This window comes from Actinoplanes sp. 13, from assembly GCF_056134165.1.
This window is the reverse complement of the sequence record NZ_JBVYOQ010000007.1, coordinates 69,157-95,260: the sequence shown is the minus strand read 5'-3', so window position 1 is coordinate 95,260 and position 26,104 is coordinate 69,157. Positions and strand designations below refer to the sequence as shown.

Below are 26,104 nucleotides of genomic sequence, written 5' to 3'. Positions count from 1 at the left end.
GCCGGGCGGTGGACGCTGGTGTGAATCGCCGGCAGCGTGGACTCGTGGCAGCCCTGCCGAGCCCTTGCAGGCCTTGTCGGCGAGCACGAGCAGGTCAGACGGCCTCCACGCCGTACTTGTGGAACAGCCCGAGCATCCGGTCGTCGAAACGCTCCGGGCCCCAGTTCTCCACCTGCACGCCCGGCTCCGGCTCGTCGCCACCCTCGACGAAAAGCCCCTCGGCACCGCCCGGTGTGTAGATGAAGAGCAATTTCGCGGTGTGCAGACCGACGTTGGTGAACCGGTGCCGGACCAGGCGCGGAATGTGCACGATATCGCCGGTCACCGCGGTGAAGGTGCGGTCCCCCTCGAGGAACTCCAATTCGCCGGAGAGCAGATAGAACGTCTCCTCCTGCTCGGCGTGGGTGTGCGGGACGGGACCACCCCCCGGCGGCACGCTGGCCTCGACGATGCCGACGGATCCGCCGGTCTGGGCGGCCTGGAGGCGGACGGTGTAGACGTCACCGGAGAACCACTTGGTCACCCCGCCCCCGGCCGGGACATAGAGGCCACCGGAGGGGTCGCGTGACTCGACCTCGACACCGGGAATGGCGATACTCAACGGGAGCTCCTTCGAGAAAAGCGGCGGACATCGAGAAGGAAAATAGCCCTCCGGTCCATTCCGGTCAGCGTGACGATCCACACCGGAGAAGAAATGAACCAGGCCCGGAGAATCGCGTCGTACGGAAGCATCATTCCGCCCGCAGGGCCGGGCCCCGCAGATGTGAGAAAGATGTGGCGTCCTGCGGTGAACAATCGCCGATAACGCCGTGAGCTGCGAAAACAGGCACTTTTGTCGGTTGACTACTGCACGGGCGACCAGGGCCGCCGTGGATACCGTGCCGCGATGTCCCGTCGACCGCACGATCACCTTGCCGGGCGCTACCGCCTGATCAGCACCATCGGCGAAGGCGGGATGGGCCGGGTCTGGCACGCCCGCGCAGCTCTGGACCTGCGCGGGCACCGACAACCAGAAATGGAACTAGCCGTCCAGTTCGGCCAGCCGCCGGCGGATCGACGCCTCCCGCGCCGCGTCCGCGTCGTTGTTCAGAGCCAGCGCCTCCAGCCACGCCGCCCGGGCGGCGGGCCGGTCGTTCATCGCCAGGGCGGTGTCCCCCCGGCCCAGGCTCGCGCGGACCAGGTGCACCCGGTGACCGTCGGCCCGGCCGATCTCCTCGGCCGCGGTCAAGTCGGCCAGCGCATCCGCGTATCGCCGTTCGCGCAGATACAGGTGGGCGCGCCGGAGGCGGCACTCGCTGCGCCGGACGTTGTTGCCGAGCCGCTCGCTCAGAGCCAGGGCCCGCCCGAGAGTCTCGAAGCTCGCGGCGCGGCGGCCCAGCTCGTACTCCGCGTCGGCGAGGCGGCACAGCACATCCGCCTGTGCGATCTCCTCGCCGAGTGACTCGGCCATGCGCAGAGCATGGTGGAGGGACGTGACGCAGCGGTCGTAGTCCGCGGCCGCGAAGCTCGCTTCGCCGATGTTGCGCAGCGTCAACGCTTGCCGGGACACGTCACCCAGCTCGGTGAACAGGACCAGCGCGCGTTCGAGCAGGGACAGCGCGCCGGCGCTGTCGCCGAGGTAGAAGCGGGCACCGGCCAGACTGCGCAGCATGTTCGCCGCTCCGGCGGTGTCACCGGCGCCCTCCGCGGCGTCGAGGCATTCGCGCAGCACGGTCGCCCACTCGTGCCACCAGCCGTCGTGCTGGTAGAAGCCCTGCACCGTGAGTTCCAGCTGCCAGGCGTCGTACACCCGGCCCCGGCTGATCGCCTGGCGCATGACCGCCTTGAGCACCTCCCGTTCGGCGTCGAACCAGTCGGCGGCCTCCTTGGCGTCCCGGGGGCTCTCGTCGACGACCCCGTCGCGGGCCGCGGGCAGGTCCGCGCCGATCTCGGCGTTGATGAAGAGGTTGGCCGCGTGGGCGGCACGCCGGTAGTACCGGAGCAACCGGTCGGCCGCCTCGTCGTGCTCCGGCCCGGACTCGGCGTCGAGCATCAGCTCGCGCGCATAGGCGGCGATCAGGTCGTGGGCGCCGTACCGGCCGGGCCGGCGCTCGGTGAGCAGCCTGCTGTGCACCAGCTCGCCGAACACCTCGCGGGCGTCGCGGGCGGGCAGGCCGCCGAGGCTGGCCATGGCGGACAGCGTGACGTCCGGGCCGGGGTGCAGCGCCAGCAGCCGGAAGAGGCGCGCCGCCGCCGGGCTGAGTCCCCGGTAGGACCAGGAGAAGATGGCCCGCAGGTCGCTGTCCGGATCGTCGGCGCCGAAGCCGTCCAGGCTGCCCTGGGCGTCGCGCAGCTCACGCGCCACAGCCGGCAGGTGATATCCGGGGTGGGCCAGGGTCCGGGCGGCCACCACGGCGAGGGCCAGCGGGAGCCCTGCGCACCGATCGACGATCTCGTCCAGGGCCTGCGTGTCGGCCGGGGCCTGCGCCGGCCCGACACGGGAGACGATCAGGTCACGCGCTTCCCCGGCCGGCAGGACGTCGAGTGTGAGCACGTGCGCCCGGTGACCGGCGGCGAGATCGGCCAGGCTGAACCGGCTCGTGATCAGGACGAGGCTGTCCGGGGTGCCGGGAAGCAGCGGCCGGACCTGGTCGGCGTCGCGCACGTTGTCCAGGAGGATCAGGACCCGGCGCTGCGCCAGGACACTGCGGTACAGCTCTGATCGAGCCGGGTCGCTCGCCGGGATGTCCGGACCGCGCACGCCCAGCGCGTGCAGGAACGCTTGCAGCACCTCGCCGGGAGCCAGCGCGGCCTCCGGGTCCAGACCCCTGAGGTCGGCGTAGAGCTGGCCGTCCGGGAAATAATCGGTCACCCGGTGCGCGAGATGCGTCGCCAGGCTCGTCTTTCCCACGCCGGGGATGCCCTCGACGGCCACGATGTCCGCGGCGCGGTCGTGGACGAGTGCGAGCAACCGGTGCAGCGTGTCGTCGCGCCCGGCGAAGCGGGGCAGGTCCGGCGGCAGCTGGGCGGGCCGGACGGGGAGACCGCCGGCGGCCGGTCGCTCCGGCGCCCGGACCGGGCCGGCGGCGCCGTGCCGCAGGACGGTCCGGTAGGCCTGCTCGAGCTCCCGGCCCGGATCGATCCCCAGCTCGTCGCGGAGGTTGTCGCGCAGTTCCCGATAGAGCGCGATCGCCTCGGCCTGGTGCCCGGCGGCGGACAGGCTCAGCAGGAACCTGGCCTGAACGGCCTCGTCCAGCGGACGGTGCCCGGCCGCGCGCCGCAGCATCGGCAGCACCGCCCGGGCCGAGCCGGCGCCCAGCGCCACGTCGGTGGCCTCGCGGACCAGATCGGCGTACTCGTTGTCCACCGCCTCGAAGTCCGGGACCGGCCGGCCGGCCGGCTCCGGGGCGCCGGCGCACGGCCCCCGCGACAGTTCCAGCGCCTCGACATAGATGGGCAACGCCTCCGCGGCGTCGCCGGCCGCGCGGGCCTGGCGGCGCAGTCGCCGCAGGCGCAGCAGGTCGAGCTGGTCCTCCTCGACCACCATGCGATAGCCGGCCGCGTCAGCGAGCAGCCACCGGCCCGGGGTGCGGGGGCGCAGGCCGGGTTCGAACACCCGCCGGAGGTGGCTGACATGCAGGTGCACGATGTTCACCGCGCTGCGGGGTGGCCGCTCGTCCCACAGCAGCGCGACGAGTTCCGCGATGGTGACCGGCTGACCGGTTCGCGCCAGCAGCAGTGCCAGCAGCAGGCGCTGCCGGCGCGAGCCCGGATCGAGTTCCTGCTCGCCGCGCCACACCCGCACCGGCCCGAGCACGGCGAACCGCAGGTCACCGGGTGCCTCGCTGATCACGGACGCCGGGCCTTGCCGCGCTGTTCCGCTTCCTGTTCCTGAATGCTGTCCAGGACCGCTTCCGAGAGCGTGGCCAGCATGTCCACCTGGCGCGGGCTGAGCGCGTCGAAGAACGTCCGCCGCACATCCCGCAGGTGCTGCGGGGCAGCCCTGCGGACCGCTTCCCAGCCCTGCTCGGTCAGCGCCACCCGGCTGCCCCGGCTGTCCTCCGCGGTCGGCTGGCGCTCGAGCAGGCCGCGGGACTCCATCCGCGAGATCTGGTGCATCAGCCGGGTGCGTTCCCACCGCAGCAGGTCGACCAGCTCGAAGACCCGCAGCGCCCCGTTCGGCTGCTGGGACAGACCGCTGAGGACGGAGAAGTCCGCGAGGGAGAGACCGGAGTCCTCGAGCAGCTCCTCCTGCATGAACCAGGTGCGTCGCTCACGGTCGCTGAACTGCTCGTGCTCGGTCACCCGCAAGAGTCTAGGTACGAGTCAGTAGAGCGCGGCGCCGCCGCTCGCGAGCGTGGTCTGACCGACGATCAGGTGCCTGCCGTCCGGGATCGCCTCGATGCCGTTGGCATGGATGCCTCCGCCCGGCGCCCACTCACCCGCGAGCGCGACCCGCTCAGCGAGGTGCCGGCCACCGGCATGCTCGACCGCGAGCAACTGATCGAGATGGGCTGGCCCGCGCAGCGACCGGCAAAGTCTCAGCGGCCGCTCCCCCACCGGCGCCCGAGACGCGGCAGGGCACGCATCGCGTAGTGGGAGCGTGACTTCACCGTGCCGACGGGGATGCGCAGCTCGGCGGCCGTCTCCTCGACGCTGAGATCGAGCAGGTAGAGCCGCTCCAGAACCTCGCGGTGCTCGGCGGAGAGACACCGCAGCGCGTCGGCCACCATCACCGAGTCGAGCACCCGATCGGCGTGATCAGCGACGGGCATCGCCTCCGCCGGCACGTCGAAGACCTCCGGGACACGTCTGCGCCGGGCCCGCACGTGGTCGATGACCAGGTTACGGACCACCTTCAGTAACCATCCGCGCACCGAGCCACGACCGTTGGCCAGCACGTCCGGGTGCCGCCACGCACGGATCATCGCCTCCTGCACCACGTCCTCAGCGGTCGCCCGATCACTGGTGAGGCTGCTCGCGTACGTCAGCATCGCCCCTCGGTGTTCCCGCCACAACAGGCCGATCTGTGCCTCGTCGGCGACCTGGCTCCCGCATCCGGACATGGCCGTCCCTCCCACTTGATCAGGAGGAACGACGAGCGGAGAGGCCGAAGGTTCATCGGCAGTGAGGGATCTCGCCAAGCCGAACCGCGCCTTCCGGCACGGCGTGTGGAGGGCGGCCGGAACTCTGCCCGGCCGGACGAGGAGCTCCGAGCATGACCGAACAGACCTTCACCCGCGAGATCCACCACCAGCACCGCACGGCACTGCTGAGGTTCGCGCGTACGCTCACCCTGGGTGATCCCCATGCGGCCGAGGACATCGTGCAGGAGGCGCTGGTCCGCGCCTGGCGGCACGCGGACCGGCTGAGCACCGACCCGGCGGGGCTGCGGCCGTGGCTGTTCACCGTCGTCCGACGGCTCGCCATCGACGGGTACCGGGCGCGGCAGACCCGGCCGGCCGAGATCGACGCGGAACAGATGCTCGTCCAGCCGGTCCCCGACGGCACCGACCACACCCTCGACCGGCAGGTGGTGCGCGACGCCCTGCGCACCCTGGAACCGGAGCACCGCGACGTGCTGGTGCACCGTTACCTGCTCGACCTCAGCGTCGAGGAGACGGCCGCCGAGCTGCACATCCCCACCGGCACAGTGAAGTCGCGCAGCCACAAGGCACTGCGCACCCTGCGGGCGACCCTGACCGCCTGCCGATGAGTGCCCGGTCAGACGTCGTCCGGCCGGATCGCCGCCAGGCGCAGCTCACCACCGCGCACCCGTACACTCCGGCCGGTCAGGTCGGCCGGCGGCACCTCGCCGGGCCGGCCGTTCACCCACTCGATCCCGGTGGCCTCACGATTCGGCAGCACGATCACGTCGACCCGCACGTTGCGGCCCTCGACCTCACCCGCGGCCCGATAGATCCCGGCCGGAGCGGGCACCGCGGGAGCCGAGAAGCTGACCCGCGCATCGCCGACGTCGGCGGTACCGGCCAGCTTGCCGCCGGTGACCCGGGCGTTCAGCACCGCACCGCCGTCGCCGGTGAGCAGCAACAGATCGCCGCCGGCGACCCCCTTCATCCAGGCCTCCCGGCGCACGCCGTCGGTGAGGTGGGCAACCGCCTTGTTCTCCCAGACGTGCACCGCCAGGGTGAACGTGCCGTCCTCGGTCCGGCCGACGTACCGGGCCAGCTCGGCACCGGCCGGGGCGGCGTTCCCGGCGGCCCGCGGTGGGGGCGCGGCGGGCGGGGCGCCGGTGGGCAGCACACCGGTCACGATGCCGGTCACCGTCGCGGCCAGCGCCACGCTGAGCACGCTCACCGAAGCGATCAACACATTCCTGCGGTTCACGGATGTCTCCTGTCGAAAAGGTGGTGCTCTAGCCGACCCGGACGGTGTCGACCGGCAGGCCGAGCGCACCGGTGTCCAGGCCGCCGTCCGGGCGGACCTCGAAACGCCACGCCGCGTGGTCGACCTCACCGAGCACGAGCACCGCGCCGCTGGACGGCGCCCGCCCGGCCGACTCGGCCCGGAACTGCTCCGCCCCGATGACGGCGAGGCGGCGCGGCTGATCCGGCTCGGCGGCGGCCCGGCCGTCGTCGAGCAACTGGAAGATCTGAGTGGCCCCGGTCCGGGCGGTGCGCTGCTCCCGGCCACCGCGCTGCGCCTCGGCCAGCGTGGCGGCGGTGCGCAGGCGTTCCGGCCGGGCGCCCGGGAGCCGGTCACCGAGCCGGATCGCGGCGTCACCGGTCAGGGTGATCTCCGCGTCCCGCCCCACCGGGCCGCTGAGCAGTTCGGCCAGCATCTGGCGGGCGACCGCCTCGGCCGGCCCGGCCAGGGTGATCGGCCCGGCCGCACGGGCCAGGTTGACCAGGACCCGGCGGTCCTCGTGCAGACCCAGAGAGACGATCAGCGGGTACGGGTGCGAATCGGCCGGCACCTGTCCCCCGGTCTGCCGCCCGGCGCGGGACAGGGTCCACTCGGTGCCGTCGGCACCGGCGACCCACGGTTCGGGTGCCTCCGGCTCGTACGTGGCCAGCCGCAACGTGACGCGGTCGGCGGCGCACTCCACGGCGTACACGTCGGGGAAGTCACGCTCCGCGCGGTCGCACGCGGTGACCAGGACACGCAGCGCCCGGTCGACCTCGTCGAGCGCCACCGCACCGGTCACCGCCGGGCCGGCCACCGGCCGGGCCCGGCCACCCGGGGCGCGGCGCAGCTCGATCACCAGCAACACCACGGCGACCACAAGCAACACGGCGAGCACCACGGCGGTGACGACGGGCGCGGACATACGAACTCCTCGGGGCCGGCTGGGCGTGCCCGATGCATGCCCTCGTACCTGCCTACGGACGCGGCGGCCGTCGCGTTCTCGACGGCGAGAACGAGATTCCGGCAGTGGTCGTAGGAGTAGGCGGCGGTCGTGGCAGAAGGCGGCCGATGACCTTCCCGAGCCTGGAGATGTGCACCGTGCGACTACTCCTGACCGTTGTCGACGACGTCGGCGAAACCCGTGATCTCCATCTCGACGCCGACCCGGACACCCGGATCGGCGCGATCGCCGGCGCCCTCGGCGCCTCAGCTCTGTATGTCGAGGGCGTCGCGGTCCCGCCGGACCTCACGCTGCGCGAGTCCCCGCTGCGGGACGCCGTCGTGGTGGGTACCACCCCGGGCAGCACCGCGGCGGCCACCGAACCGCGCGGCGTGATCGAGATCCGCACCGTCGCCGGCATCGGCGCCGGTGCGGTCCGGCGGCTGGACATCGGGGACTACCACGTGAGCGCCGCCACCGGGGGCGGCGTCCTGATCGGCCGGTTCCCGCCGGGCGGCCGGGCCCTGCGACTGCGGGTCGAGCCCGGCGGCCGCTGCCTGCTGACCCCGCCGGCCGGTCCGCCGTCACCGGTCCGCCTGGACCGGGCCGAGCTGACCGGCCCGACCGAGTGGCCGATCGGCGGCTCCCTGGAGATCGGTGGTGCGCTGCTCGAACCGGCCCGGCCGCAGCCGCCCGACGCTGCCCTGCAACCTTCCGACGACGGGGCGGCGCTGGACTACAACCGGCCGCCCCGGCTGATCCCGCCGACCCCGCCGACCGATTTCAAGCTGCCGATCCCGCCCGGCGAGCCGGACAAGCGGCCGCTGCCGTACATCGCGGCGATCGCCCCGCTGGTCTTCGCGGTGGCCGCGGTGTTCATCTTCAACCGCCTCTCCGCCCTGCTGTTCGGGCTGCTCTCGCCCCTGGTGATCCTCGGCAACTACCTCAGCGGCAGGCGCAACGGCAAGATCAGCTACCGGGAGCGGGTCAAGCGTTACGAACAGGACCGGGACCGCATCACCGCGGAGGCCCGGGACGCCGTCGTCGACGAGCGCCGGTCACGCCGGGAGGCCTTCCCCGACCCGGCCGAGTTGCTGCTCACCGCGATCGGCCCGCGCCGCCGGCTGTGGGAGCGCCGCCGCACCGACGCCGACTTCCTCACCCTGCGGGTCGGCACCGCGGACCAGCCGTCCGCGGTGCTGCTCGAGGACCCGACGACCGACCTGCACAAACGCAAGCTCACCGAGGACGCGTTCGACGTTCCGGTCACGGTCGACCTGCGCCGGATGCGGGTGCTCGGCATCGCCGGCTCCGGGCCGGCCGCCGCCGCGGTGACCCGGTCGGTGGTCGGTCAGGCGGTCGTCCTGCACAGCCCGCGGGACCTCAAGCTCTATGTGTTGACCGGGCAGGCCGGAGAGCCGGCCTGGTCGTGGGTGCGGTGGCTGCCGCACGTGCGTCCCGAGCCGGGCCAGGACGTGACGATCACCGTCGGTACCGGCACCGAGACCGTCGCCACCCGGGTCGCCGAGCTGACCGCCATGATCGAGGCCCGGACCGCCGCCGGTGCCGGTGCCGTCCGCGAGACCGTGCTGGTCGTCTTCGACGGTGCCCGGCGGCTGCGGTCGCTGCCCGGCGTGGTGCAGATTCTGCGCGACGGCCCGGCCGCCGGCATCCACTCGATCTGCCTGGACGCCGAGGAACGCCTGCTCCCCGAGGAGTGTCTGGCGGTGGTCGCCGAGCAGCGGGACGGCCGGGTCAAGGTCGGCCGGTCCGGCGAGAAGACCCTTTCGGATGTACGGGTGGACGCGGTCACCCCGGAGTGGAGCAGCGCGATCGGCCGGGTGCTCGGGGCGCTACGTGATCCGGGCAGCGGCGACGCCGAGGACTCCGTGCTGCCCTCCTCGGTGCGGCTGCTCGACGTGATCGCGATGGACCGGCCCACCCCGGACGCGGTGGCCGCCCGGTGGCGTGCCGGGGGCCGCACCACCTCGGCCGTCATGGGCATCTCGCTGGACGGCGCGTTCTCCCTCGACATCCGCCGCGACGGCCCGCACGGCCTGGTCGCCGGCACCACCGGCGCCGGCAAGTCCGAGCTGCTCCAGACCCTGGTCGCCTCGCTGGCCGCGGTGAACCGGCCGGACGCCATGACGTTCGTGCTGGTCGACTACAAGGGTGGCTCGGCGTTCAAGGAATGTGTGGCGCTGCCGCACACCGTCGGCATGGTCACCGACCTGGACACCCACCTGGTGGAGCGGGCGCTGGTCTCGCTCGGCGCCGAACTCCGGCGCCGCGAGCACATGCTGGCCGCGGCCGGCGCCAAGGACATCGAGGACTACATCGACCTGACCGTCCGCCGGCCCGGCCTGGCCGCGCTGCCCCGCCTGCTGATCGTGATCGACGAGTTCGCCTCGCTCGCCCGGGAACTACCGGACTTCGTCAAGGGCCTGGTCAACATCGCGCAGCGGGGCCGATCCCTGGGCATCCACCTGATCCTGGCAACCCAGCGCCCGGGCGGGGTGGTCTCCCCCGAGATCCGGGCCAACACCAACCTGCGCATCGCGCTGCGGATGACCGACAAGAGCGAGAGCACCGACGTGATCAACTCGCCGGAGGCGGCGTCGATCGCGAAGAGCTCACCGGGCCGCGCCTACGTCCGGCTCGGACAGAACACCCTCATCCCGTTCCAGGCCGCGCGGGTCGGCGGCCGGCGCCCGGGCACCGTCCAGGCCGTCGCCGACGAACCGTGGACCGCCGAGCTGGTGTGGCCCACGCTCGGCCTGCCCGCGCCGGAGCGCCCCCGCGCCGCCCGGCCGGACACCTCCGCCGAGGAGACCGTCACCGACCTCGCCGACCTGGTCGAGGCCATCCGCGGCGCGAACACCCGGCTGGGCATCCCGGAACAGCACAGCCCCTGGCTGCCGGCCCTGACCGAGGTGGTGCAACTCACCGACCTCCCGGCGCCGACGGCGCACGGCTACGACCTGACCCCGATCGGGTACGGCCTGGTCGACCTGCCGGCGGAACAGGCCCGCCTGCCGCTGACGCTGGACCTGTCGACCTTCGGGCACCTGCACGTCATCGGATCGCCCCGGGCCGGCCGCTCGCAGACCCTGCGCACCCTGGCCGGCGCCATCGCCCGCGCCCACCGCAGCAACGAGGTGCACCTCTACGGCATCGACTGCGGCAACGGAGCGCTGCTGGCCGTGGAGGCGCTGCCGCACACCGGGGTGGTCGTGCAGCGTACCCAGCCGGACCGGATGTCGCGCCTGGTCACCCGGCTCAACGGCGAAGTGGCCCGCCGTCAGGAGATGCTGGCCGCGGGCGGCGCCGCTGATCTGCCCGAGTTGCGCCGCGCCCTGCCGCCCGAGCAGCGCCCGCCGCACATCGTGGTGCTGTTCGACCGGTGGGAGGTCTTCGACAAGACCCTTGCCGAGTACGACAACGGCGCTCTGCTCAGCGGAGTCCTCGCGCTGCTCCGGGAAGGCGCGAGCGTCGGCGTGCACATGATCATCGCGGGTGACCGGAGCATGTTCTCCAGCCGGCTGTCCGCCACCACCGAGGACAAGCTGGTGCTCCGGATGAACGACAAATCCGAGTACATGATGATCGGCGTACCGCAGCGCTCGGTGCCGGACGAGATCCCCGAGGGCCGGGCCCTCCGCGCCGAGGACAAGGCGGAGGTCCAGATCGCCCTGCTGACCGCCGAGCCGAGCGGACAGGCGCAGGCCGCCGCGCTGCACGTGATCGCGGCCGAGAGCGCGGCCCGCGACGCCGGCCTGCCCGCTGCCACCCGGCCATTCCGGGTGGACCAGCTGCCGGACCGGCTCACCCTGTCGGAGACGGCGAAGTTCCGGCCGGACCCGATCCCGGGTCCGATGTGGGCGCCGGCCGGGGTCGGCGGTGACGAACTGCTCGCCATGGGACCGGACCTGCAGGTCAACCCGACCTTCGTGATCGGCGGCCCACCCCGGTCCGGGCGCAGCAACGTGCTGCTGGTGATGGCGTTGTCGCTGCTCGAGCACGGCACCCGGGTCATCGTCGCCGCGCCGCGCCGGTCACCGCTGCGGGACCTGGCCGGCCGCCCCGGCGTCCTGGAGGTCTTCGCCGACGGCGACATTCCCCGCGATCGGCTGACCGACCTGCTGAACGCCACGGCGGAGCCGGTGGTGATCGTGATGGACGACGCGGACGGCCTCGCCAAGTCGGTCTCCGACCCGCTGTTCACCGAGATCGCGCGGACCGGCGCCGAGCACCGGCGGGGACTCGTCGTCGCCGGGCAGACCGACCGCCTGCTGTCCGGCTTCTCCGGCTGGATCCCCGAGGTCCGGCGCAACCGTCAGGGCCTGGTGTTCAGCCCGCAGGCGCCCGGTGACGGCGAACTCATCGGCGGCAAGATCCCGCGCAGCCGCCTCGGCAACGACAAACCGGGCCGGGCGTTCCTCAGCGACGGGAACGGGCGACTGACCACGATCCAGGTGCCCGAAGCGATGCGGTGAAACACGAAGGGCTCCCCGGGCGGACCGGGGAGCCCTTCGTGCGGCGCGACGCTGTTACGACTGTCCCTTTCGCTCCTCGTCCAGATCCTTGGCGCCCAGTCCCAGGCCGATGACACCGAGAAGGCTGCCCACGACGCCGGCACCCGGCTCCGGGATCAGGGTGCCCGGCTGGTTCAGCTTGATGCCCACGAACGGGTTGACGAACTGGGTGTTCCGCAATGCGTCCAAGAACCCGGTGGGCGCCGGAGCGGCTGGGGGCGCCACCGGCGGAGCCGCTACCGGCGCAGGCGGAGCGACCGGAGCAGCAGGCGGCGCAACCGGAGCAGCAGGAGCAGCAGGCGGCGCAACCGGAGCAGCAGGCGGCGCAACCGGAGCCGCCGGAGCAGCAGGCGGAACAGCCGGAGCAGCAGGCGGCGCAACCGGAGCCGCCGGAGCAGCAGGCGGCGCAACCGGAGCAGCAGGCGGCGCAGCCGGAGCAGCAGGCGGCGCAACCGGAGCAGCAGGCGGCGCAGCCGGAGCAGCAGGCGGCGCAACCGGAGCCGCAGCCTTCACCGGACCCGGAGCAGCCACCGGCGCCGGCGGAGCGGCCGGCGCGGCTGGTGGCGCCACCTTGACCGGCGGAACGTTGGTGACGGGCGTGAGCGGGATGTTGTTCCCCCCGCCGGTCCCGCCCGCACCGGATCCGCCCCCGATGCCCTTGACGTTGAAGTTCTTGATGTTGGAGGCGAGACCCTTGCCGCTCTTGATGGTGTTGGTCACGACGCCGGCCAGACCGGCGCCGCCGAGGAAGACCCCGATCACACCGAGAACCAGGTCACCGACGCCCCCCGACGGATCCAGCGCGAACTTCGCCGCCGCGACGCCGAGACTCGCCAATCCGATTCCGAAGGAGAAGATGGTGAGCCCGAAGCCGATCGGGCCGGTGAGGATCATGCCGAGGACGCCGGCGATCAGACCGAGCACGCCGAAGATGACACCGAGGATGCCGGCGATCCGCTCGAAGAAACTCTTCTGCCGTACCGCGTTGCTCTCCGCCTCCGCCAGGGCGGTCACCGCGACCGCGGCGTCGGTCCTGCGCAGGTCCTGAGCATCGGCGGCCAGGCGTTTGGCCAGGTTGAGTTCGACGGCCGCCGCGGCGGCCTCCTCCTTCGCGCCGGACAGCGCCGACGAGGCCCGGCCGACCTCGTCCTGCGCGGACGTCTTCGCCGCCTCGTCGTCCCCCTCGCCGGCCGCTGTGGCGGCGGCCTCGGCGCCGGTGAGTGCCTGCTGGAGCGACGCCACCTCGGCGTTCGCCGCGTCCAGCCGGCTCTGCGCCTCCTCGGCGAGTTGCCGGGCCCGCTCGGCGGAGTCCTGGTGGGTGCGCAACTGGGGGGCGTACTGCCGGATCGCACCGGCGCCGTCCCGATAGGAGTCCCGCAGCTTCACGATCTGCTGGGGCAGTTCGTCGAGCTTGTCCCGCAGCTTGTCCATCGCGCGGCCCTCGCCGAGGTCTGCGGACTTGAGGCGGCTGATCAGCGCCGCCGCCGTCTCGGCGTCGTCGGCGACCGCGGTGTACTCGGTGGCGAGGCGTTCCAGGATGTCCGCGTCGCCGGGCGTCGGGTCCCGGTCCATGTCGAGGACCGCCCAGACGACTTCGTTCGGCCTAGGCACGCGCGGTCACCTTCTCCAGGGTGAGGGTGTCGGCGATCTGCTCGAACAACGGCAGGAACAGATCGGTGTACTTCACGTTCGGGGTGGCACTGGTGACGATCAGCAGCTCATTGGTCCCGGGCAGGGGCACGAGCGTCTGCATGACCGACATCCGGGTCGGCTCCATGCCCTCGAACGTCAGTTCCTCGATGGACGTCCAGCGACCGGCCGGTCCGGCATGCGGAAGGTCCAGGATCTCGGCGCGGTTCGCCTCGGTCCCCTTGCCCAACGGCAGCCCGGCGTTCCGGATGGCGAACCCGGTCATCAGATCGGTCAGGTCGGCGTCGAGGTCGTCCGGCAGGGTGTAGACCACGACGATCGTCGTGGCGGCGACCGCTTCCCCGTTGATCAGCTCGAAGTACCCGTTGATGTGCCGTGCCCCGCGCGCGTAGCAGGCTGCGGCCCACCGCCGTGCGGCGCGGGTCGCCGCACGGATGGTGTCGGCGTGCTCCGCGCGTTCGGCCGCGGTCAGACCCGACAGGATCCGCTTGCGGATCTCGGCGTCGCGCAGATCCGGATGCAGATCCACACTCCACCAGGAGCCCGGATATCCGAGCGCGTACCGGTATGTCTCAGCTTGTGGCCGGCTCATCTGACACCTCTTCGTCGGGCACGGGTTGCTCGGGCGCCGGGGGTACGGACGCCGCTCGGAAGGCTTCGGCGACGGTGCGGACAGCCTGTTCGGCGGGGGACGGATCGAGGGCGGTGAGAGTCTCCTCGTCGGTCTCCCGGAAACTGGTCAGGATGCCGTCGACCATCTCGCGGAACTTGTCGGTGTTCTCCTGCACGCGCTCGTGGCCGGTGCGCCAGGCGCCGTCGAAGGTCCGGACTCCGCGGATGAGGCGATCGTCGCCGACGTCGTCCTCGGTGCCGACCGAATCCAGATTGGCGATCCGGTCGAGGCGCTCACGGATGCGGACCAGCATCTCCATGATCTCGGTCAGCTCGTCGCCGGGAATGCGAATCTTGGCCATCTCACTCCTCCCTGTCGCTGCTCTCGACGGCCTTCACGACCGGTGGCCGGGCCACGTGGTACGCCCACAGCGGCCCGGCCACACGAGGAGCGACCGTCAGCCGATGGCGCCGGCGGTCGCGTCGTCGGTCTCGACGAACTTCTGCAGGGTCTGGTCGAGGAACTGGCTGATCCCCTCGATGCCGTCGATCGCCTGCTTGGTGCCGTTGATGTACTCCTCCCAGAACGGCTTGAACTTCGACTCCGAGCCGGGGGTGTTGTAGGACGCCTCGACCGTCTCGGCCATCCGGGTGTCCGCCTCCTGGAGCGCGCTCTGGAGGCTCTCCCGCTGCTGGAGCAGGTACTGCGCGAACGCCTGCACGGCTTCCGGGTCGAGGATCATCTGGCCAGGCATGACTGTTCCTTCCGTAGGGCACCGACGGCGGCGGTCGCGCCGTCATACCGGGACTACGGCCGGCCCGCCGATCGCGTTCTCGGCTCGGCCGCTGCGGTGAGAGGGCACACTTTTCCCCTCGTGAATTGAGCCGGGGCGCTGATCTTCCGTCGTGATCGCAGAACGAGGGACCTCTGACGAGATCGGGAGATCATGGAAAAGACGCGTTGGCGGCTGCTGGCCGCCATGGTTGGCTCGGCGGCCGTACTCGCCGCCTGCAGCACCGCCGAACCGGCCGCGGCACCGCCGGCAGCCCCGCCCGCTTCGGCTGCCTCGGCAGCCGCCGCCGGCGAATTCGAGCTGGTGTCCGGCACCGCGAAGACGAACGACGCCGCGCCCGGCACCGGGGACTGGGCGTTGATGAACGGCGGCGAGCCGACCGGCGAGCAGGTCGCCGTGGCCGAACGCTGGGTTCAGCTGACCGGCACCAAGGTCGGCGACCTGGGCAAGGGCGTCACCAACGGCGCCGGCCTGACGCTCTACCGGTTCGACGAGGACAGCGCGGACCCGGCGAAGAGCACCTGCAACGGCGACTGCGCGAAGAAGTGGCCGCCGCTCACCGTCGGGGACGGTGGCCGGGTCTTCATCGCCGGTATCAAGAAGTCGGCGGTCGACTTCGTCCGGCGTGATGACGGCCGTCTCCAGGTCACCTTGAACGGCTGGCCGGTCTACCGGTTCGCGCAGGACACCGCGCCCGGCGACATCAAGGGCCAGGGGGTCGGCGGCACGTGGTTCGTGATCTCGCCCAGGGGCGAGAAGCTGACCGGCCCGGCGAAGCCGGATGCCGGGCCGGACGGTACCGAGCCCGCGGCGGACACGGCGGCGGCCACTTCCGCGTTCCTGTTCTCCGAGCCGGATTTCCGGGACACCGCGGCCACCCAGGGGGTCACCGGTGACCAGTGCGTGGACGTCGCGCTGAGCGTCCGTTCGATCAGCGCCGACGGCCGGTTCTTCGTCTGGAACGGGCCGGGCTGCAAGGGCGACCGGCGGGAGTTCGACGACGAGGGCGTTGCGGACCTCACCGATTTCGAGACCAGATCCATCCGCCTGCGCTGACCCCGCACCGGGCGGGCTGTGCAGCCCGCCCGGTCAGGTGCGCTCAGTCGTGCAGGCGGAGCGGCCCGCGCATCATCCCGGCCGGGATCCAGGGCACGTCAGCGAGCGGAATCGCCGGGCGCAGGCCGGGGAAGCGGCGCAGCAGCGCGCCGATCGCGATGCTCGCCTCCAGCCGGGCCAGCGGCGCGCCCACGCAGTGATGGATGCCGTGCCCGAAGGCGACATGCCGCGCGTTCGCCCGGGTCACATCGAGCTTCGCGGGGTCGCCGCCGCCGTCCTGGGGCGCGTCGCGACTGGCCTCACCAGATAGACGAGGACCAGATCGCCGCGGCGGATCCGCACTCCCCCGAGTTCCAGGTCCCTGTGCCGCGAACCGGAACGTGGACTGCTCCGGCGCAGCCGGGTGTGGTCATGCTGTTGCTCTCCTCGGCTGATCGGCGCCCGGTGACGCTCCGCATGCGCAGACGCGGACCTCGTGGACGAGTTCAGCCGGGGCCGGCAGTTTCAGCGTGCGTCGGATCGCTCTGCGCTGTTCGGCGCTTCCAGCTGTGACAGGCGGTCCTCCAACGCGGCCGCCATCGGGACACGCCGCTGACCGCTGAGGAGATCCAGTGCCCGCTGCCAGGCCGCGCGAGCACCGGCCGGATCCCGCAGGGCCAGCGCCGTGTCACCCTCGTGCAGCAGGGTATCGGCCAAGGTGAGCCGGTTGTTGGCTTGCTCGAACAGTGTGGCCGCGCGCCGCCAGGTGCGTAGCGCCGCCGCGAATTCTCCCCGGGCGTGCAGGCACTCGGCCAGGGTCCACTGGCAGAAGCCCTGGATCTCGGGCTCGCCGAGAGCTTCGGCGATCGGGATCGACCGGTTCATCAGATCGAGGCAGAGGTCCAGCTGGCCGAGGGCGGTGCGCGCGGAGCCGATGTAGCAGTACATGATGGCCTGCTGGTACTGCGCTCCCACCGACTCGAAGATGGACTGCGCGCGTTCGTAACTGGCGACGGCGTCGCTGTGGTTCCCCTGCCGGCTCTGCACTTTACCGAGGCCACGGAGTGCCATCGCCTCTTCGGGGCGGTTCCCCAGTTGCCGGAACAGGTCCAGGGACTGGTGGAGCAACAGTGTCGCCGTGTCGTAGTTGCCCAGGGTCTCCTCGGCGGTGGCCAGGGAACTGGCCAGGTAGGCGATGGCGAACTGGTCGCCGGTGGCGGTGACCGCTTGCAGGCAGGCACGGCAGGTCGACGCCCAGTCGTGTCCCCAGGCTTCGTTGTAGTTGAAGCGATCCAGGCTGACCGCCAGCCGCCAGGCCGAGGACACCTGGCCGCGTTCGAGCTCGCGGTGCACGATCGCCCGGATGACCTGCCGGTTCGCGGAGAACCAGGTGATGGCCCCGGCGGCGTCGCCCGGATGGGTGATGACCACCGCCTCCAGCGGTTCCGGTGGTTCCAGCGCCCGGGGCGATCCCAGGAGCACATCCGCTCGGTGGGCGCTCTGCCGATAGTGGGACACGAGCCGGTCGAACGCCTGCTCCCTGGTCCGGCTGTCCTCGTGCAGATTGACCAGTTCCTGGGCGTAGGCGCGGATCAGGTCATGTGCGGTGTACCGGCCCACCGCGTGTTCACGCAGCAGGCCGGCTCGCACCAGCTCGCCGGCCAGAGGCCGGGCCTCGGCTAGGGGGACACCGGCCAGGCTGGCCATCGCGGGAATGGTGATGTCCGGTCCGGGATGGACAGCCAGCAACCGGAACATCCGCGCGGCGACGGCACTGAGTTTCTCGTACGACCAGGAGAAGACCGCCCGGATGTCGCTCCCCGAGTCGTCTCCGTGGAATCCGTCGAGACTTCCCTGGGTGTCGCGCAGCTCCCGGGCGATCTCCGTCAGCGGGTGATCGGCGTGGATCATGGCGCGGGCGGCGACCATGGCCAGAGCCAGCGGAAGCCGGCCGCACCGCCGGATTATCTCGTCCACCGCTTCGGGTTCGGCCGAGGTGCGCGCTTCGCCGAGTCTCGAGGTCAGCATGCTGTGCGCGTCGTCGGGTGACAACACGTCGAGGGCCAGCAGGTGCGCGCCGTGCGCGGTGGCCAGCCCGGTCAGGCGTTTACGGCTGGTGATCAGCACCAGGCAGCCCGGGGCGCCCGGCAGCAGGGGGCGGACCTGTTCGACGCTGAGCGCGTTGTCGAGCACCACCAGGATCCGGCGGCCGGCCAGGAGGCTGCGGTACAGGCCGGACCGGGCGTGATCACTGGTGGGGATGTCGGCGTCCGGGACACCCAGCGCGTTGAGGAAACTCTGCAGCGCCACCGCGGAAGGCACCTCGGCCTGCACGGGATCGAAACCCTGGAGGTCGATGTAGAGCTGCCCGTCCGGGTAGACGTCGGACAGCTGGTGGGCCAGGTGGACGGCGAGGCTGGTCTTGCCGATGCCGCCGATACCGTCGATGGCGACCACCGGCGTGGACACCTGGGACAGGACGTGCCCGTTGACCAGGCGAAGCGCGTGGCGCTGGATCTCGTCGCGGCCGGTGAAACGGGGAAGGTCGGCCGGCAGCTGGGCGGGAAGCACCGTGGTGACACCCGGATCACGGGTGGCCGGCGCCCGGCCCGGGTCGACGCGGGCCGACGGGGGCCCGGCTGCGCCGGGCCGTGCCGGCATGTCAGCCGGCTGCCGTAGGACCGACTGGTACGCGGCACGGAGTTCTTCGCCCGGATCCACGCCCAGCTCGTCGGCGAGCCGTCGGCACAGGCTCTGATGAAGTGCGACGGCCTCGGCCTGCTGGCCGTCGGCGGACAGCGCCAACAGCAGCTGAGCCTGCAGCGCCTCGTCGAGGGGGCGGTACTCGGCCGCTCGTCGCAGCACGGGCAGGATCGACCGGACACGACCCAGGCGCAGCGCCAGGGCGGCCGCCTCCCGGGCCAGATCGGCGCATTCATGGTCCACCAAACGGAACGGCAGGTCGTTGTGCGAGGCCAGTTCCGCCGCCCCGCCACACGGGCCACGCCACAGAGCGAGGGCTTCCGCGTAGGCTGACATGGCCTCCGGGAGCCGCCCGGCCGCCTCATCGGCACGTCCCCGCTCGGCCAGCGCCCGCAGATGCAGCAGGTCGAGGTTGCCGGAGTCGACGCGCATCCGATAGCCGGCCGCGTCACCGAGCAGCCAGCGCCCCGGCGCCCGGGCAGGGAGGCCGGGCTCGAACAGGCGCCGCAACGCGCCCACGGAGCGGTGCACCACATTGATCGCGCTCGCCGGCGGATGCTCGCCCCAGACCGTCTCGACCAGGTCGCCGATCCCGACTGGTTGACCCGCGTGAGCCAGCAGCAATCCCAGGATCAGTCGCGGCTGCCGAGCACCGAGCTCCAGGTCCGTGCCCTGCCGCCGCACCCGCACCGGGCCGAGCACGCCAAAACCTAACGACATCTCGTCGCCGCTGGTCGAAGACACCGACTCATCCCCCCTGGGCACTGGGCCTCGGTGCCGGATGGTGATTTCCGGTCATCGGAAAAATACTCAGGCCGACGCAAACGGTGCTGACCGAGGTGGAACCCGGCGGCGTTCATCGAGCGCTCCAGGTCGATGTGAGCTGCGTGTCATCGCCGAACCAGGCGTGGAACGCGACGTCGATTCAGATGACGCGCGGTGAACGCTCACCGCCGTGTACAGGCCTCGGAGGCATGAAGTGAAGATTTGGATCCCGCACAAGCTCGGCCTGGGGTATTTGCATGACCTGCCGCCGGACATCGACATCGAGGTCGCGGATGATCCCCGCACTTTGCCGTCGGATCCGGGAACAGTCACCTTCCTCGTTCCCACTTTCTTGAACCAACCCCGATTCCATGACGTCGTGCCACGCATGCACCGATTGGAGGTGCTGCAGCTGCCCAGTGCGGGCTCCGACGGGTGGACCACTCTGCCGCCGCCGACGACGGTGATCTGTGACGCCCGGGGGCTGCACAGCGCGGCGACCGCCGAGTGGATGCTGACGGCCACGCTGGCGCAGCTCCGCGAACTTCCGTCCTTCCAGTCCGCGCAGCTCGCCCGGTCGTGGAGCCCCCGGCCAAGTGCCGGTCTGCACGGCAAGCGGGTCCTGCTGATCGGCGCGGGATCGGTGGGCGCCGCCGTCACCCGGCTTCTCGCTCCGTTCGAGGTCGAGTTGACCGTCGTGGCGCGGACCGCGAGACCGGAAGCCGGCGTACGCGCCGTCGACGACCTGCCCGCGCTCCTGCCGAACGCCGACGTGGTGCTGGTGGTGGTGCCGTTGACCGAGGCGACTCGGCATCTGGTCGACCGTGCCTTTCTGGCGGCCCTGCCCGACGGGGCGTTGCTGGTGAACGCCTCGCGAGGCCCGGTGGTCGACACCGCGGCGCTGCTCGCCGAGCTCTCGTCGGGCAGGTTGCGCGCCGCGCTCGACGTGACCGATCCGGAACCCCTTCCGTCCGGTCACCCCCTGTGGCAGCAGGTCAACGCCTTGATCACCCCGCACGTCGGCGCGGTCACCGACGGGCTTCCCGATCGCGTGTACCGCCTGGTCCGCGATCAGGTCGACCGCTACCTCGCCGGGGAACCGCTGGCGCATCGTGTCGACCGCTGAAGTCCGTCTATGAGATCAACGCGGCGATCATGAAGGGGCTTGGTCCCGGCTGCGCCGGCTTCCGGAACCTCAGATCCGGGAAGCGCCCTTCGGCCGGCGCCGGACCGGCCCCTGCTCCGGGAAGGTCCAGCCGAAGCGGACCGCGCCCAGGCGGACGACCGTGGTCACCACCAGGCAGACGACACCCGCGATCGTGATCGGCGTACCGAACTCGACGAGCACGATGAGCACGCCGACCCCCGCCCCGGCGGCGACCGCATAGAGGCTGCCGACCTGCAGGAACGAGATCGGCAGGTTCAGGATGACGTCGCGCAGCATGCCGCCGCCGATGGCGCCGATGACGCCGACGACCAGCGCGCCTGCCGGGCCGACTCCGAGGGACAGCGCCTTGGAGGCGCCGATCGCGCCGAACAGGCCCATGACGACCGCGTCCAGCACGGTGATCGCCCAATCCGCTCGGGCGAGCAGTGGCTGCACCAGCATGCCGACGATCGCTGAGGCTGCGGCCACCAGCAGGTACCAGTTCATCCAGATCACGACGGGCGGCTGGTTGAGCACGATGTCGCGGAGCAGGCTGCCGCCGAGCGAGACGGCCAGTCCGATCACGATGACGCCGAGCACGTCGATGCGGCGGTGCCGCTCGCCGGCCGCGAACAGGGCGCCCTGGAGTCCGCCGAGGCCGGCGGCGAGCAGTTCGATCCAGAGCGCCACCTGAAACGGCGTGATGGACATGCGGTCACCCTCCGGGCGTTACGAGGGCCGGCTCACGTGGCGGGTGCGAGCCGGCCCGGGGGGATGAGGTGGGGAGATGTCAACTGGCGCTGCCGGCGGCCGCCTTGACGATGACCTCGGCGACGACGTCGGGCTGTGTCGCATACAGGGCGTGGCTGGCCGAGACGTTGGTGACGTCCGCGCCGATGCGCTTGGCCATGTGCTGCAGCATCGCCTGGTCGAACGCCTTGTCCTCGGTGGCGATGACGGCCCAGCTCGGCTTGTCGCGCCAGGCGGCATTGGTCACCGGCGCCGCGAACACGGACATGTTGATCGGCACCTGCGCGTCGCGCAGGAAGGCGGCGTCTGCGTCGCTGGCGTCCGCCGCGAACCCGGCCTTGAACTTGTCGCGGTTGATGAAGCCGAAGCCGTCCTCGGCGACGTCGATGACGAAGTCGGGGGTGGCGGCGAAGCCCTCGTACTGCTGGGCGGTGGTCTCACCGGCGTCGGGGGCGAGCGCCGACACATAGACCAATCCGGCGACCTTCGGGTGGATGCCGGCCTCGGTGATCACCGTGCCGCCCCAGGAGTGACCGACGAGGATCACCGGGCCGTCCTGCTGGTCGAGGATCCGGGTGGTCGCCGCGACGTCGTCCGCCAGCGACGTGAGCGGGTTCTGCACGATCGAGACCCGGTAGCCCTGGGCGGTCAGCCGGTCGTAGACACCGCGCCAGCCGGAGCCGTCCGCGAAGGCGCCGTGAACCAGGACGACGTTGTTGATGGTGCTCATGGGGCACTTCCTTCCGTCTGTCGAGCCGACCCTCGCCGCCTCTAATGTGCAATATATTGCATGCAGAAAGCCGGGGGCAAGAGCTGTATCGACGGTCACAGTTGAGATCTGAGGGCAGGTCAGGCGTGCGCCTGGCGGATCATGTCGGCGGCCTTCTCGCCGATCATGATGGTGGCGGGGTTGGTGTTGACGCAGACGATGCGCGGCATCACGGAGGCGTCCGCGACCCGCAGCCCGTCCACACCGTGCACCCGCAGATCGGGGGTGACCACGGCCTCCGCGCCCACGCCCATCGCGCAGGTGCCCACCGGGTGGTAATAGGTGCCGGTGCCCCGGCGCAGGTAGTCCCGCAGCCCCGCGGCGTCCCGGATGTCGCCGCCCGGGAGCACCTCACGCCCGCGCCAGCCGTCGAACGGGGCGGCGGCCGCGATGTCCCGGGCCACTTCGATCCCGTCGCACAGGCGCCGGACGTCGGCCTCGGCACCGAGGTAGTTGGGGTCGATCAGCGGCGCGACCGACGGGTCGGCGGACGCCAGCCGCACCGAGCCGCGCGCCTCGGGCACCGTCGCGACGCCGAAGGTGAAGCTGTTCGGCGGGGACTGCAGGGCCGGCTGGTGGAACGGCACGTGGATGAACATCAGCTGCATGTCGGGACCGGCCAGGGCCGGGTCGCTGCGCCACAGCATCGACGTCTCGGCGTGGTTGGTCAGGCCGGCCGGGATCGGCCGGGTCGCCTCGTACACCACGCCGGCCAGCGGGTGGTCGTGCAGGTTGCGGCCCACGCCGGGCAGGTGCTGCACCACCGGGATGCCCAGCCGGCGCAGGTCCGCCGCGTCGCCGATGCCGGAGTACATCAGCAGCCGGGGCGAGTCGACCGTTCCGGCGCTGACCACGACCTCGTAGTCCGCGTACGCCGAGATGACCTCGCCGTCGCGGGCGTAGACGACGCCGACGCACCGGTCCCGCTCGATGATCAGCCGGTGCGCGCGGGCACCGGTCACCACGGTCAGGTTCGGCCGCTGGCCGGTCAGCGGGCGCAGGTACGCGACCGCGGTGCTCTGCCGCAGCCCACCGGTGATGGACAGGTCGTGCCAGCCCACGCCCTCGGCGGTGGCGCCGTTGAAGTCGTCGGTCCGCGGGTGGCCGGCCGCGACCGCCGCGTTCACGAACACCTCCGACAGCGGGTTCGCCTCGGCCGCCACGGCCGGCCGCATCGGGCCGTCGGTGCCGCGGAACGCCGGGTCGCCGCCCTCGACGGTCTCCATCCGGCGGAAGTACGGCAGCACCGAGGCGTAGTCCCAGCCGTCGGCGCCTTCCTTGGCCCAGCCGTCGTAGTCGGCGGCGTGGCCACGCAGGTACACCATCGCGTTGATGCTGCTGGAGCCGCCGAGTGTGTGTCCCCGCGGCCAGTTGTGCACGGTGCCGCCGGATCCGGCCTGCGGGACCGTGTTGTAGGAGTAGTCGACGGCTGTCCCCCACAGCGCCGGCCAGGCAGGCGGGGCGGCGATCTCGGGCAGGGTGTCCTCGGGACCGGACTCGAGAAGCAGGATCCGGGCGTCGGGGTTCTCGGAGAGGCGTGCAGCGATGACGGCGCCGGCCGAGCCCGCGCCGACCACGATGAAGTCGTAGTGAGTTGCCATGCGGACCACGGTTCCCCGGCGCGGCGACCGGTGTTTGACGATCTCCGCCTGCGTCTTTGACCAGCCGCGACTGAACTTGTCCGGCCGGCGTCCGTCGAGAGGGACATGAGGTCATCCGATGGCGAGGCGTGGCGGGAGTCGCTGACCCGGACGTTCGGCCGGTTGGTGCCGGACCCCGTGGGCGAGCCGGCCGGCACGATGTCCGGCATCGCGCTCGGCCACCTGCTCGCGTACCAAGTCAGCGGTAGCCCGCAGATTTTGCGCCGCACCCCGCGAGCGGTACGGCAGGAGCCGATCGCGCACCTCAAGCTCTGTGTGCAGCTCGACGGCACCGCCACGGTGAGCCAGAACGGTCACCAGGTGCATCTGGAGCCCGGGCAGATGGCTCTCTACGACACCGCCCGCCCTTATGACCTGCGGCTGGAGCGACAGTGGTCGTGCGCGGTGCTCGCCTTCCCGCGTGACGCGCTGTCGTTGCCGGCCGACATCGTGCGGCGGGCCATGCAGCGCGCCCACCCGTCCCGCCAGGGGCCGGGCGCCGTACTGGCCGGGTTCGTGGCGACAGCGGTGAGCGAGCGGACCTCGATCGGCGGTTCGGCCGGGCGCCTCGGCGAGGCGGGGCTGCACCTGATCGCGGGCGCGCTCGGCGCGATGACACCGGACGACGGCGAGGCGGCGGCCGACGCACAACGGCTGCAGATCCTGCGGTACGCCCGGGAGCAGCTGACCGACCCGGGCCTGAACCACGACCGGATCGCCGCGGTCCACCGGATGGCGCCGCGCACGTTGCACCGGCTGTTCCAGCACGAACCGGACACGGTCACCGAGTACATCCGCCTGCGCCGGCTCGAGGCGGCCCACCGCGACCTCGCCGATCCCCGGCTGAGTCATCTCAGCATCGCGCGGATCGCGGGCCGCTGGTGTTTCCTCAGCCAGGCTCATTTCACCCGGGCATTCCAGGCGCGGTACGGCGTCGCGCCGTCGATGGTGCGACCGACGTCTCCCTTGACTCCGCCGTGAAGACGTTGTGCAATATATTGCATGTCAGTCCCCGACTGTGTTCCCCGCGGCCGCGCCCCCCGGCCCTTGTTGCGCGACGATGCCTACCGGGCGATCCGGGATGCCATCGTCGACGGAAGACTGGCTCCCGGTGAGCAGCTCAACGACCATGCCCTGGCGCAGTGGCTCGGGGTCAGCCGCACGCCCGTCCGGGAAGCGCTCGGCCGCCTCGAGGACGCCGGGCTGGTGCACACCAAGCCGGGCCGGTACACGATGGTGAGCCCGCTCGACGCCCACGCCTGCCGCGCCGCCCAGTCGGTGACGATGGCCATGCACGAGATCGCCGTCCGCGAGGCGGTCCCGCGGCTGACCGCCGCCGATCTCGACGCCATGCGGCAGGCGAACACCCGCCTCGCCGACGCTCTGCGCGCGGACGACATCCCCGCCGCCATCACCGCCGACGACGATTTCCACGGCGTCGCGGTCACCGTCTCCGGCAACCCCGCCCTGCGGACGGTGCTCGAGCAATTCACGCCCCTGCTGCGCCGGTTCCAGCGCCTGCGGTTCGCGTCGCTCAGCGGACACGACTCGGTGGACCTGCACGAGCGCATCATCGCGTTCTGCGCGGCCGGGGACGTGGAGGCCGCGGTCGCCGCCACCCGCGCCCACTGGCATGCCCTGTCACCCCTGTTGGACTCCGCCGACGACGCCGGCCCGGGAGACACCTGAGGTGATCCAACGTGCGCGGGCTGTCCGGGCGCGGTGGAACTCGCGCGAAACGACCGCGGCCATCTACCGGGCCTGATCTTCTCCTACCCGTCGGTGAGCAGCTTCAGCGTGCCCTCGTCCCGGCGCACCACGAACGCCCGCTCGGGTTCACGTCGTTCATCACCTTCCGGTTGTGGTGGATGGTCACTCGGAGACGCCGCGGAAAACCCCACCCGGCGAGGACGCTGCGGTCTCGGAGAACTCCTCGAAGCTCATGTTCCCGATGCCGACGTTGGTGCTGACCGCGTGGGTCTCGCTCGGCAGGGACCGGAACTCCCGGCCGAAGGCGACGGTCTCGTCGTAGTCCTCGTCGTCCGGCGAAACGGCGGCGACGACCAGGAGGAGATGCTCCTCGCCGGTCGTCGTCTCCCTGTCAGCGATCACCACCACGCTCAGGTGATCGGCCAGATCTCCGTCGGCGCGGATCGCGTCGAGGACCTCGTCAGGGGTCGCGCCGGACCAGGACGGGTCGTCGACGACGAAGGTCTCCGGCTCCCCCTCGTCCCACTCCTGCGGCAGCTGCTTCAGGGCGTCGAGGGTGGCGAGCCAGCCGTCGTCGTCAGAAAAATCGGTACGCACGACCACGGTGGCGTAGAACTCGACCGCGCTGGTGATGCCGTCAGGAAAAGCTCTCATGCCGTGGCAGACGAGCCGATCCCCGCAGAGTTCACCACAGCGAACCGACGGT

The 26,104-nt window shown here is 71.6% G+C and carries 23 protein-coding genes; 6 read left to right on the top strand and 17 right to left on the bottom strand.

Annotation, left to right across the window (positions count from 1 at the left end; translation table 11 throughout):
- Positions 1–94: 94 nt before the first annotated feature.
- The 5 genes from AC0NH5_RS16850 to AC0NH5_RS16830 all read right to left on the bottom strand — a co-directional run bounded on the left by AC0NH5_RS16850 (position 95) and on the right by AC0NH5_RS16830 (position 5,045).
- Complete coding sequence (locus AC0NH5_RS16850) at positions 95–601, bottom strand: cupin domain-containing protein (RefSeq protein ID WP_474404603.1); 507 nt, start codon at positions 599–601, stop codon at positions 95–97.
- A 420-nt stretch (positions 602–1,021) separates the two neighbouring features.
- The gene (locus tag AC0NH5_RS16845; RefSeq protein WP_474404602.1) at positions 1,022–3,832 is read right to left on the bottom strand and encodes an AfsR/SARP family transcriptional regulator; all 2,811 of its coding nucleotides are present in this window, start codon (positions 3,830–3,832) and stop codon (positions 1,022–1,024) included.
- Positions 3,829–4,284 carry a MarR family winged helix-turn-helix transcriptional regulator gene (locus AC0NH5_RS16840; RefSeq protein ID WP_474404600.1) on the bottom strand — a complete coding sequence of 152 codons (456 nt, stop codon included), beginning with the start codon at positions 4,282–4,284 and terminating at the stop codon, positions 3,829–3,831. The genes AC0NH5_RS16845 and AC0NH5_RS16840 overlap by 4 nt, the downstream gene beginning before the upstream one ends.
- A 21-nt stretch (positions 4,285–4,305) precedes the next feature.
- Entirely contained in the window at positions 4,306–4,479 is a 174-nt protein-coding gene (locus AC0NH5_RS16835; protein ID WP_474404598.1) for a hypothetical protein, read from the bottom strand.
- Between the two features lie 41 nt (positions 4,480–4,520).
- Positions 4,521–5,045 (bottom strand): sigma-70 family RNA polymerase sigma factor, encoded by a 525-nt coding sequence (locus AC0NH5_RS16830; protein ID WP_474404597.1) that lies wholly within the window; start codon positions 5,043–5,045, stop codon positions 4,521–4,523.
- Between the two features lie 152 nt (positions 5,046–5,197).
- Here AC0NH5_RS16830 and AC0NH5_RS16825 point away from each other — a divergent pair, with 152 nt between their 5' ends.
- Positions 5,198–5,695, top strand: a complete 498-nt coding sequence (locus AC0NH5_RS16825) for a sigma-70 family RNA polymerase sigma factor (protein WP_474404595.1) — start codon at positions 5,198–5,200, stop codon at positions 5,693–5,695.
- 8 nt (positions 5,696–5,703) lie between these two features.
- Here AC0NH5_RS16825 and AC0NH5_RS16820 read toward each other — a convergent pair whose 3' ends face one another.
- Complete coding sequence (locus AC0NH5_RS16820; protein WP_474404593.1) at positions 5,704–6,327, bottom strand: hypothetical protein; 624 nt, start codon at positions 6,325–6,327, stop codon at positions 5,704–5,706.
- A 28-nt stretch (positions 6,328–6,355) separates the two neighbouring features.
- Positions 6,356–7,270, bottom strand: coding sequence for a hypothetical protein (locus AC0NH5_RS16815; RefSeq protein ID WP_474404591.1), 915 nt, complete (start codon positions 7,268–7,270; stop codon positions 6,356–6,358).
- Between the two features lie 146 nt (positions 7,271–7,416).
- Here AC0NH5_RS16815 and AC0NH5_RS16810 point away from each other — a divergent pair, with 146 nt between their 5' ends.
- Complete coding sequence (locus AC0NH5_RS16810; protein ID WP_474404589.1) at positions 7,417–11,784, top strand: FtsK/SpoIIIE domain-containing protein; 4,368 nt, start codon at positions 7,417–7,419, stop codon at positions 11,782–11,784.
- Positions 11,785–11,838: 54 nt separating this feature from the next.
- Here the strand turns inward: AC0NH5_RS16810 and AC0NH5_RS16805 are convergent, their stop codons facing one another.
- From AC0NH5_RS16805 to AC0NH5_RS16790, 4 genes are all read right to left on the bottom strand, one after another.
- Positions 11,839–13,434: a DUF4064 domain-containing protein gene (locus AC0NH5_RS16805; protein WP_474404587.1), complete on the bottom strand. Its 1,596-nt coding sequence runs from the start codon at positions 13,432–13,434 to the stop codon at positions 11,839–11,841.
- Complete coding sequence (locus AC0NH5_RS16800; RefSeq protein ID WP_474404585.1) at positions 13,427–14,065, bottom strand: hypothetical protein; 639 nt, start codon at positions 14,063–14,065, stop codon at positions 13,427–13,429. Before AC0NH5_RS16800 ends, AC0NH5_RS16805 begins: the two co-directional genes overlap by 8 nt.
- Positions 14,046–14,447 (bottom strand): hypothetical protein, encoded by a 402-nt coding sequence (locus AC0NH5_RS16795; RefSeq protein ID WP_474404583.1) that lies wholly within the window; start codon positions 14,445–14,447, stop codon positions 14,046–14,048. The genes AC0NH5_RS16800 and AC0NH5_RS16795 overlap by 20 nt, the downstream gene beginning before the upstream one ends.
- A 96-nt stretch (positions 14,448–14,543) precedes the next feature.
- Complete coding sequence (locus AC0NH5_RS16790; RefSeq protein WP_474404582.1) at positions 14,544–14,840, bottom strand: WXG100 family type VII secretion target; 297 nt, start codon at positions 14,838–14,840, stop codon at positions 14,544–14,546.
- Positions 14,841–15,032: 192 nt separating this feature from the next.
- On the opposite strand from AC0NH5_RS16790, the gene AC0NH5_RS16785 reads away from it, so the two are divergent.
- The gene (locus AC0NH5_RS16785; protein WP_474404580.1) at positions 15,033–15,935 is read left to right on the top strand and encodes a hypothetical protein; all 903 of its coding nucleotides are present in this window, start codon (positions 15,033–15,035) and stop codon (positions 15,933–15,935) included.
- 43 nt (positions 15,936–15,978) lie between these two features.
- On the opposite strand, the gene AC0NH5_RS16780 is transcribed toward AC0NH5_RS16785, so the two are convergent.
- Positions 15,979–16,182 carry a cytochrome P450 gene (locus AC0NH5_RS16780; protein WP_474404578.1) on the bottom strand — a complete coding sequence of 68 codons (204 nt, stop codon included), beginning with the start codon at positions 16,180–16,182 and terminating at the stop codon, positions 15,979–15,981.
- Positions 16,183–16,439: 257 nt separating this feature from the next.
- Positions 16,440–19,361 carry an AfsR/SARP family transcriptional regulator gene (locus AC0NH5_RS16775; RefSeq protein ID WP_474404576.1) on the bottom strand — a complete coding sequence of 974 codons (2,922 nt, stop codon included), beginning with the start codon at positions 19,359–19,361 and terminating at the stop codon, positions 16,440–16,442.
- A 235-nt stretch (positions 19,362–19,596) separates the two neighbouring features.
- Here AC0NH5_RS16775 and AC0NH5_RS16770 point away from each other — a divergent pair, with 235 nt between their 5' ends.
- Positions 19,597–20,508, top strand: coding sequence for a 2-hydroxyacid dehydrogenase (locus AC0NH5_RS16770; protein ID WP_474404574.1), 912 nt, complete (start codon positions 19,597–19,599; stop codon positions 20,506–20,508).
- Between the two features lie 69 nt (positions 20,509–20,577).
- On the opposite strand, the gene AC0NH5_RS16765 is transcribed toward AC0NH5_RS16770, so the two are convergent.
- From AC0NH5_RS16765 to AC0NH5_RS16755, 3 genes are all read right to left on the bottom strand, one after another.
- A complete protein-coding gene (locus AC0NH5_RS16765; protein WP_474404572.1) occupies positions 20,578–21,240 on the bottom strand; it encodes a trimeric intracellular cation channel family protein in 663 nt (220 codons plus the stop codon).
- A 79-nt stretch (positions 21,241–21,319) separates the two neighbouring features.
- The gene (locus tag AC0NH5_RS16760) at positions 21,320–22,009 is read right to left on the bottom strand and encodes an alpha/beta fold hydrolase (protein WP_474404570.1); all 690 of its coding nucleotides are present in this window, start codon (positions 22,007–22,009) and stop codon (positions 21,320–21,322) included.
- 119 nt (positions 22,010–22,128) lie between these two features.
- Positions 22,129–23,649: a GMC family oxidoreductase gene (locus AC0NH5_RS16755; protein WP_474404568.1), complete on the bottom strand. Its 1,521-nt coding sequence runs from the start codon at positions 23,647–23,649 to the stop codon at positions 22,129–22,131.
- Positions 23,650–23,754: 105 nt separating this feature from the next.
- On the opposite strand from AC0NH5_RS16755, the gene AC0NH5_RS16750 reads away from it, so the two are divergent.
- Positions 23,755–24,669: an AraC-like ligand-binding domain-containing protein gene (locus tag AC0NH5_RS16750; protein ID WP_474404567.1), complete on the top strand. Its 915-nt coding sequence runs from the start codon at positions 23,755–23,757 to the stop codon at positions 24,667–24,669.
- Positions 24,670–24,690: 21 nt separating this feature from the next.
- Positions 24,691–25,377, top strand: coding sequence for a GntR family transcriptional regulator (locus AC0NH5_RS16745; protein WP_474404565.1), 687 nt, complete (start codon positions 24,691–24,693; stop codon positions 25,375–25,377).
- 183 nt (positions 25,378–25,560) lie between these two features.
- Here the strand turns inward: AC0NH5_RS16745 and AC0NH5_RS16740 are convergent, their stop codons facing one another.
- Positions 25,561–26,052 (bottom strand): DUF6924 domain-containing protein, encoded by a 492-nt coding sequence (locus AC0NH5_RS16740; RefSeq protein WP_474404563.1) that lies wholly within the window; start codon positions 26,050–26,052, stop codon positions 25,561–25,563.
- Positions 26,053–26,104: the final 52 nt, after the last annotated feature.

Excerpts from the sequence above, each read along its gene's own strand:
- AC0NH5_RS16760 (WP_474404570.1), bottom strand. The coding sequence starts at position 22,009 with ATGAGCACCATCAACAACGTCGTCCTGGTTCACGGCGCCTTCGCGGAC.
- AC0NH5_RS16830 (WP_474404597.1), bottom strand. The coding sequence starts at position 5,045 with ATGTCCGGATGCGGGAGCCAGGTCGCCGACGAGGCACAGATCGGCCTG.
- AC0NH5_RS16745 (WP_474404565.1), top strand. The coding sequence starts at position 24,691 with ATGTCAGTCCCCGACTGTGTTCCCCGCGGCCGCGCCCCCCGGCCCTTG.
- AC0NH5_RS16795 (WP_474404583.1), bottom strand. The coding sequence starts at position 14,447 with ATGGCCAAGATTCGCATTCCCGGCGACGAGCTGACCGAGATCATGGAG.
- AC0NH5_RS16815 (WP_474404591.1), bottom strand. The coding sequence starts at position 7,270 with ATGTCCGCGCCCGTCGTCACCGCCGTGGTGCTCGCCGTGTTGCTTGTG.
- AC0NH5_RS16790 (WP_474404582.1), bottom strand. The coding sequence starts at position 14,840 with ATGCCTGGCCAGATGATCCTCGACCCGGAAGCCGTGCAGGCGTTCGCG.
- AC0NH5_RS16825 (WP_474404595.1), top strand. The coding sequence starts at position 5,198 with ATGACCGAACAGACCTTCACCCGCGAGATCCACCACCAGCACCGCACG.
- AC0NH5_RS16750 (WP_474404567.1), top strand. The coding sequence starts at position 23,755 with ATGAGGTCATCCGATGGCGAGGCGTGGCGGGAGTCGCTGACCCGGACG.
- AC0NH5_RS16765 (WP_474404572.1), bottom strand. The coding sequence starts at position 21,240 with ATGTCCATCACGCCGTTTCAGGTGGCGCTCTGGATCGAACTGCTCGCC.
- AC0NH5_RS16800 (WP_474404585.1), bottom strand. The coding sequence starts at position 14,065 with ATGAGCCGGCCACAAGCTGAGACATACCGGTACGCGCTCGGATATCCG.
- AC0NH5_RS16785 (WP_474404580.1), top strand. The coding sequence starts at position 15,033 with ATGGAAAAGACGCGTTGGCGGCTGCTGGCCGCCATGGTTGGCTCGGCG.
- AC0NH5_RS16740 (WP_474404563.1), bottom strand. The coding sequence starts at position 26,052 with ATGAGAGCTTTTCCTGACGGCATCACCAGCGCGGTCGAGTTCTACGCC.
- AC0NH5_RS16810 (WP_474404589.1), top strand. The coding sequence starts at position 7,417 with ATGACCTTCCCGAGCCTGGAGATGTGCACCGTGCGACTACTCCTGACC.
- AC0NH5_RS16755 (WP_474404568.1), bottom strand. The coding sequence starts at position 23,649 with ATGGCAACTCACTACGACTTCATCGTGGTCGGCGCGGGCTCGGCCGGC.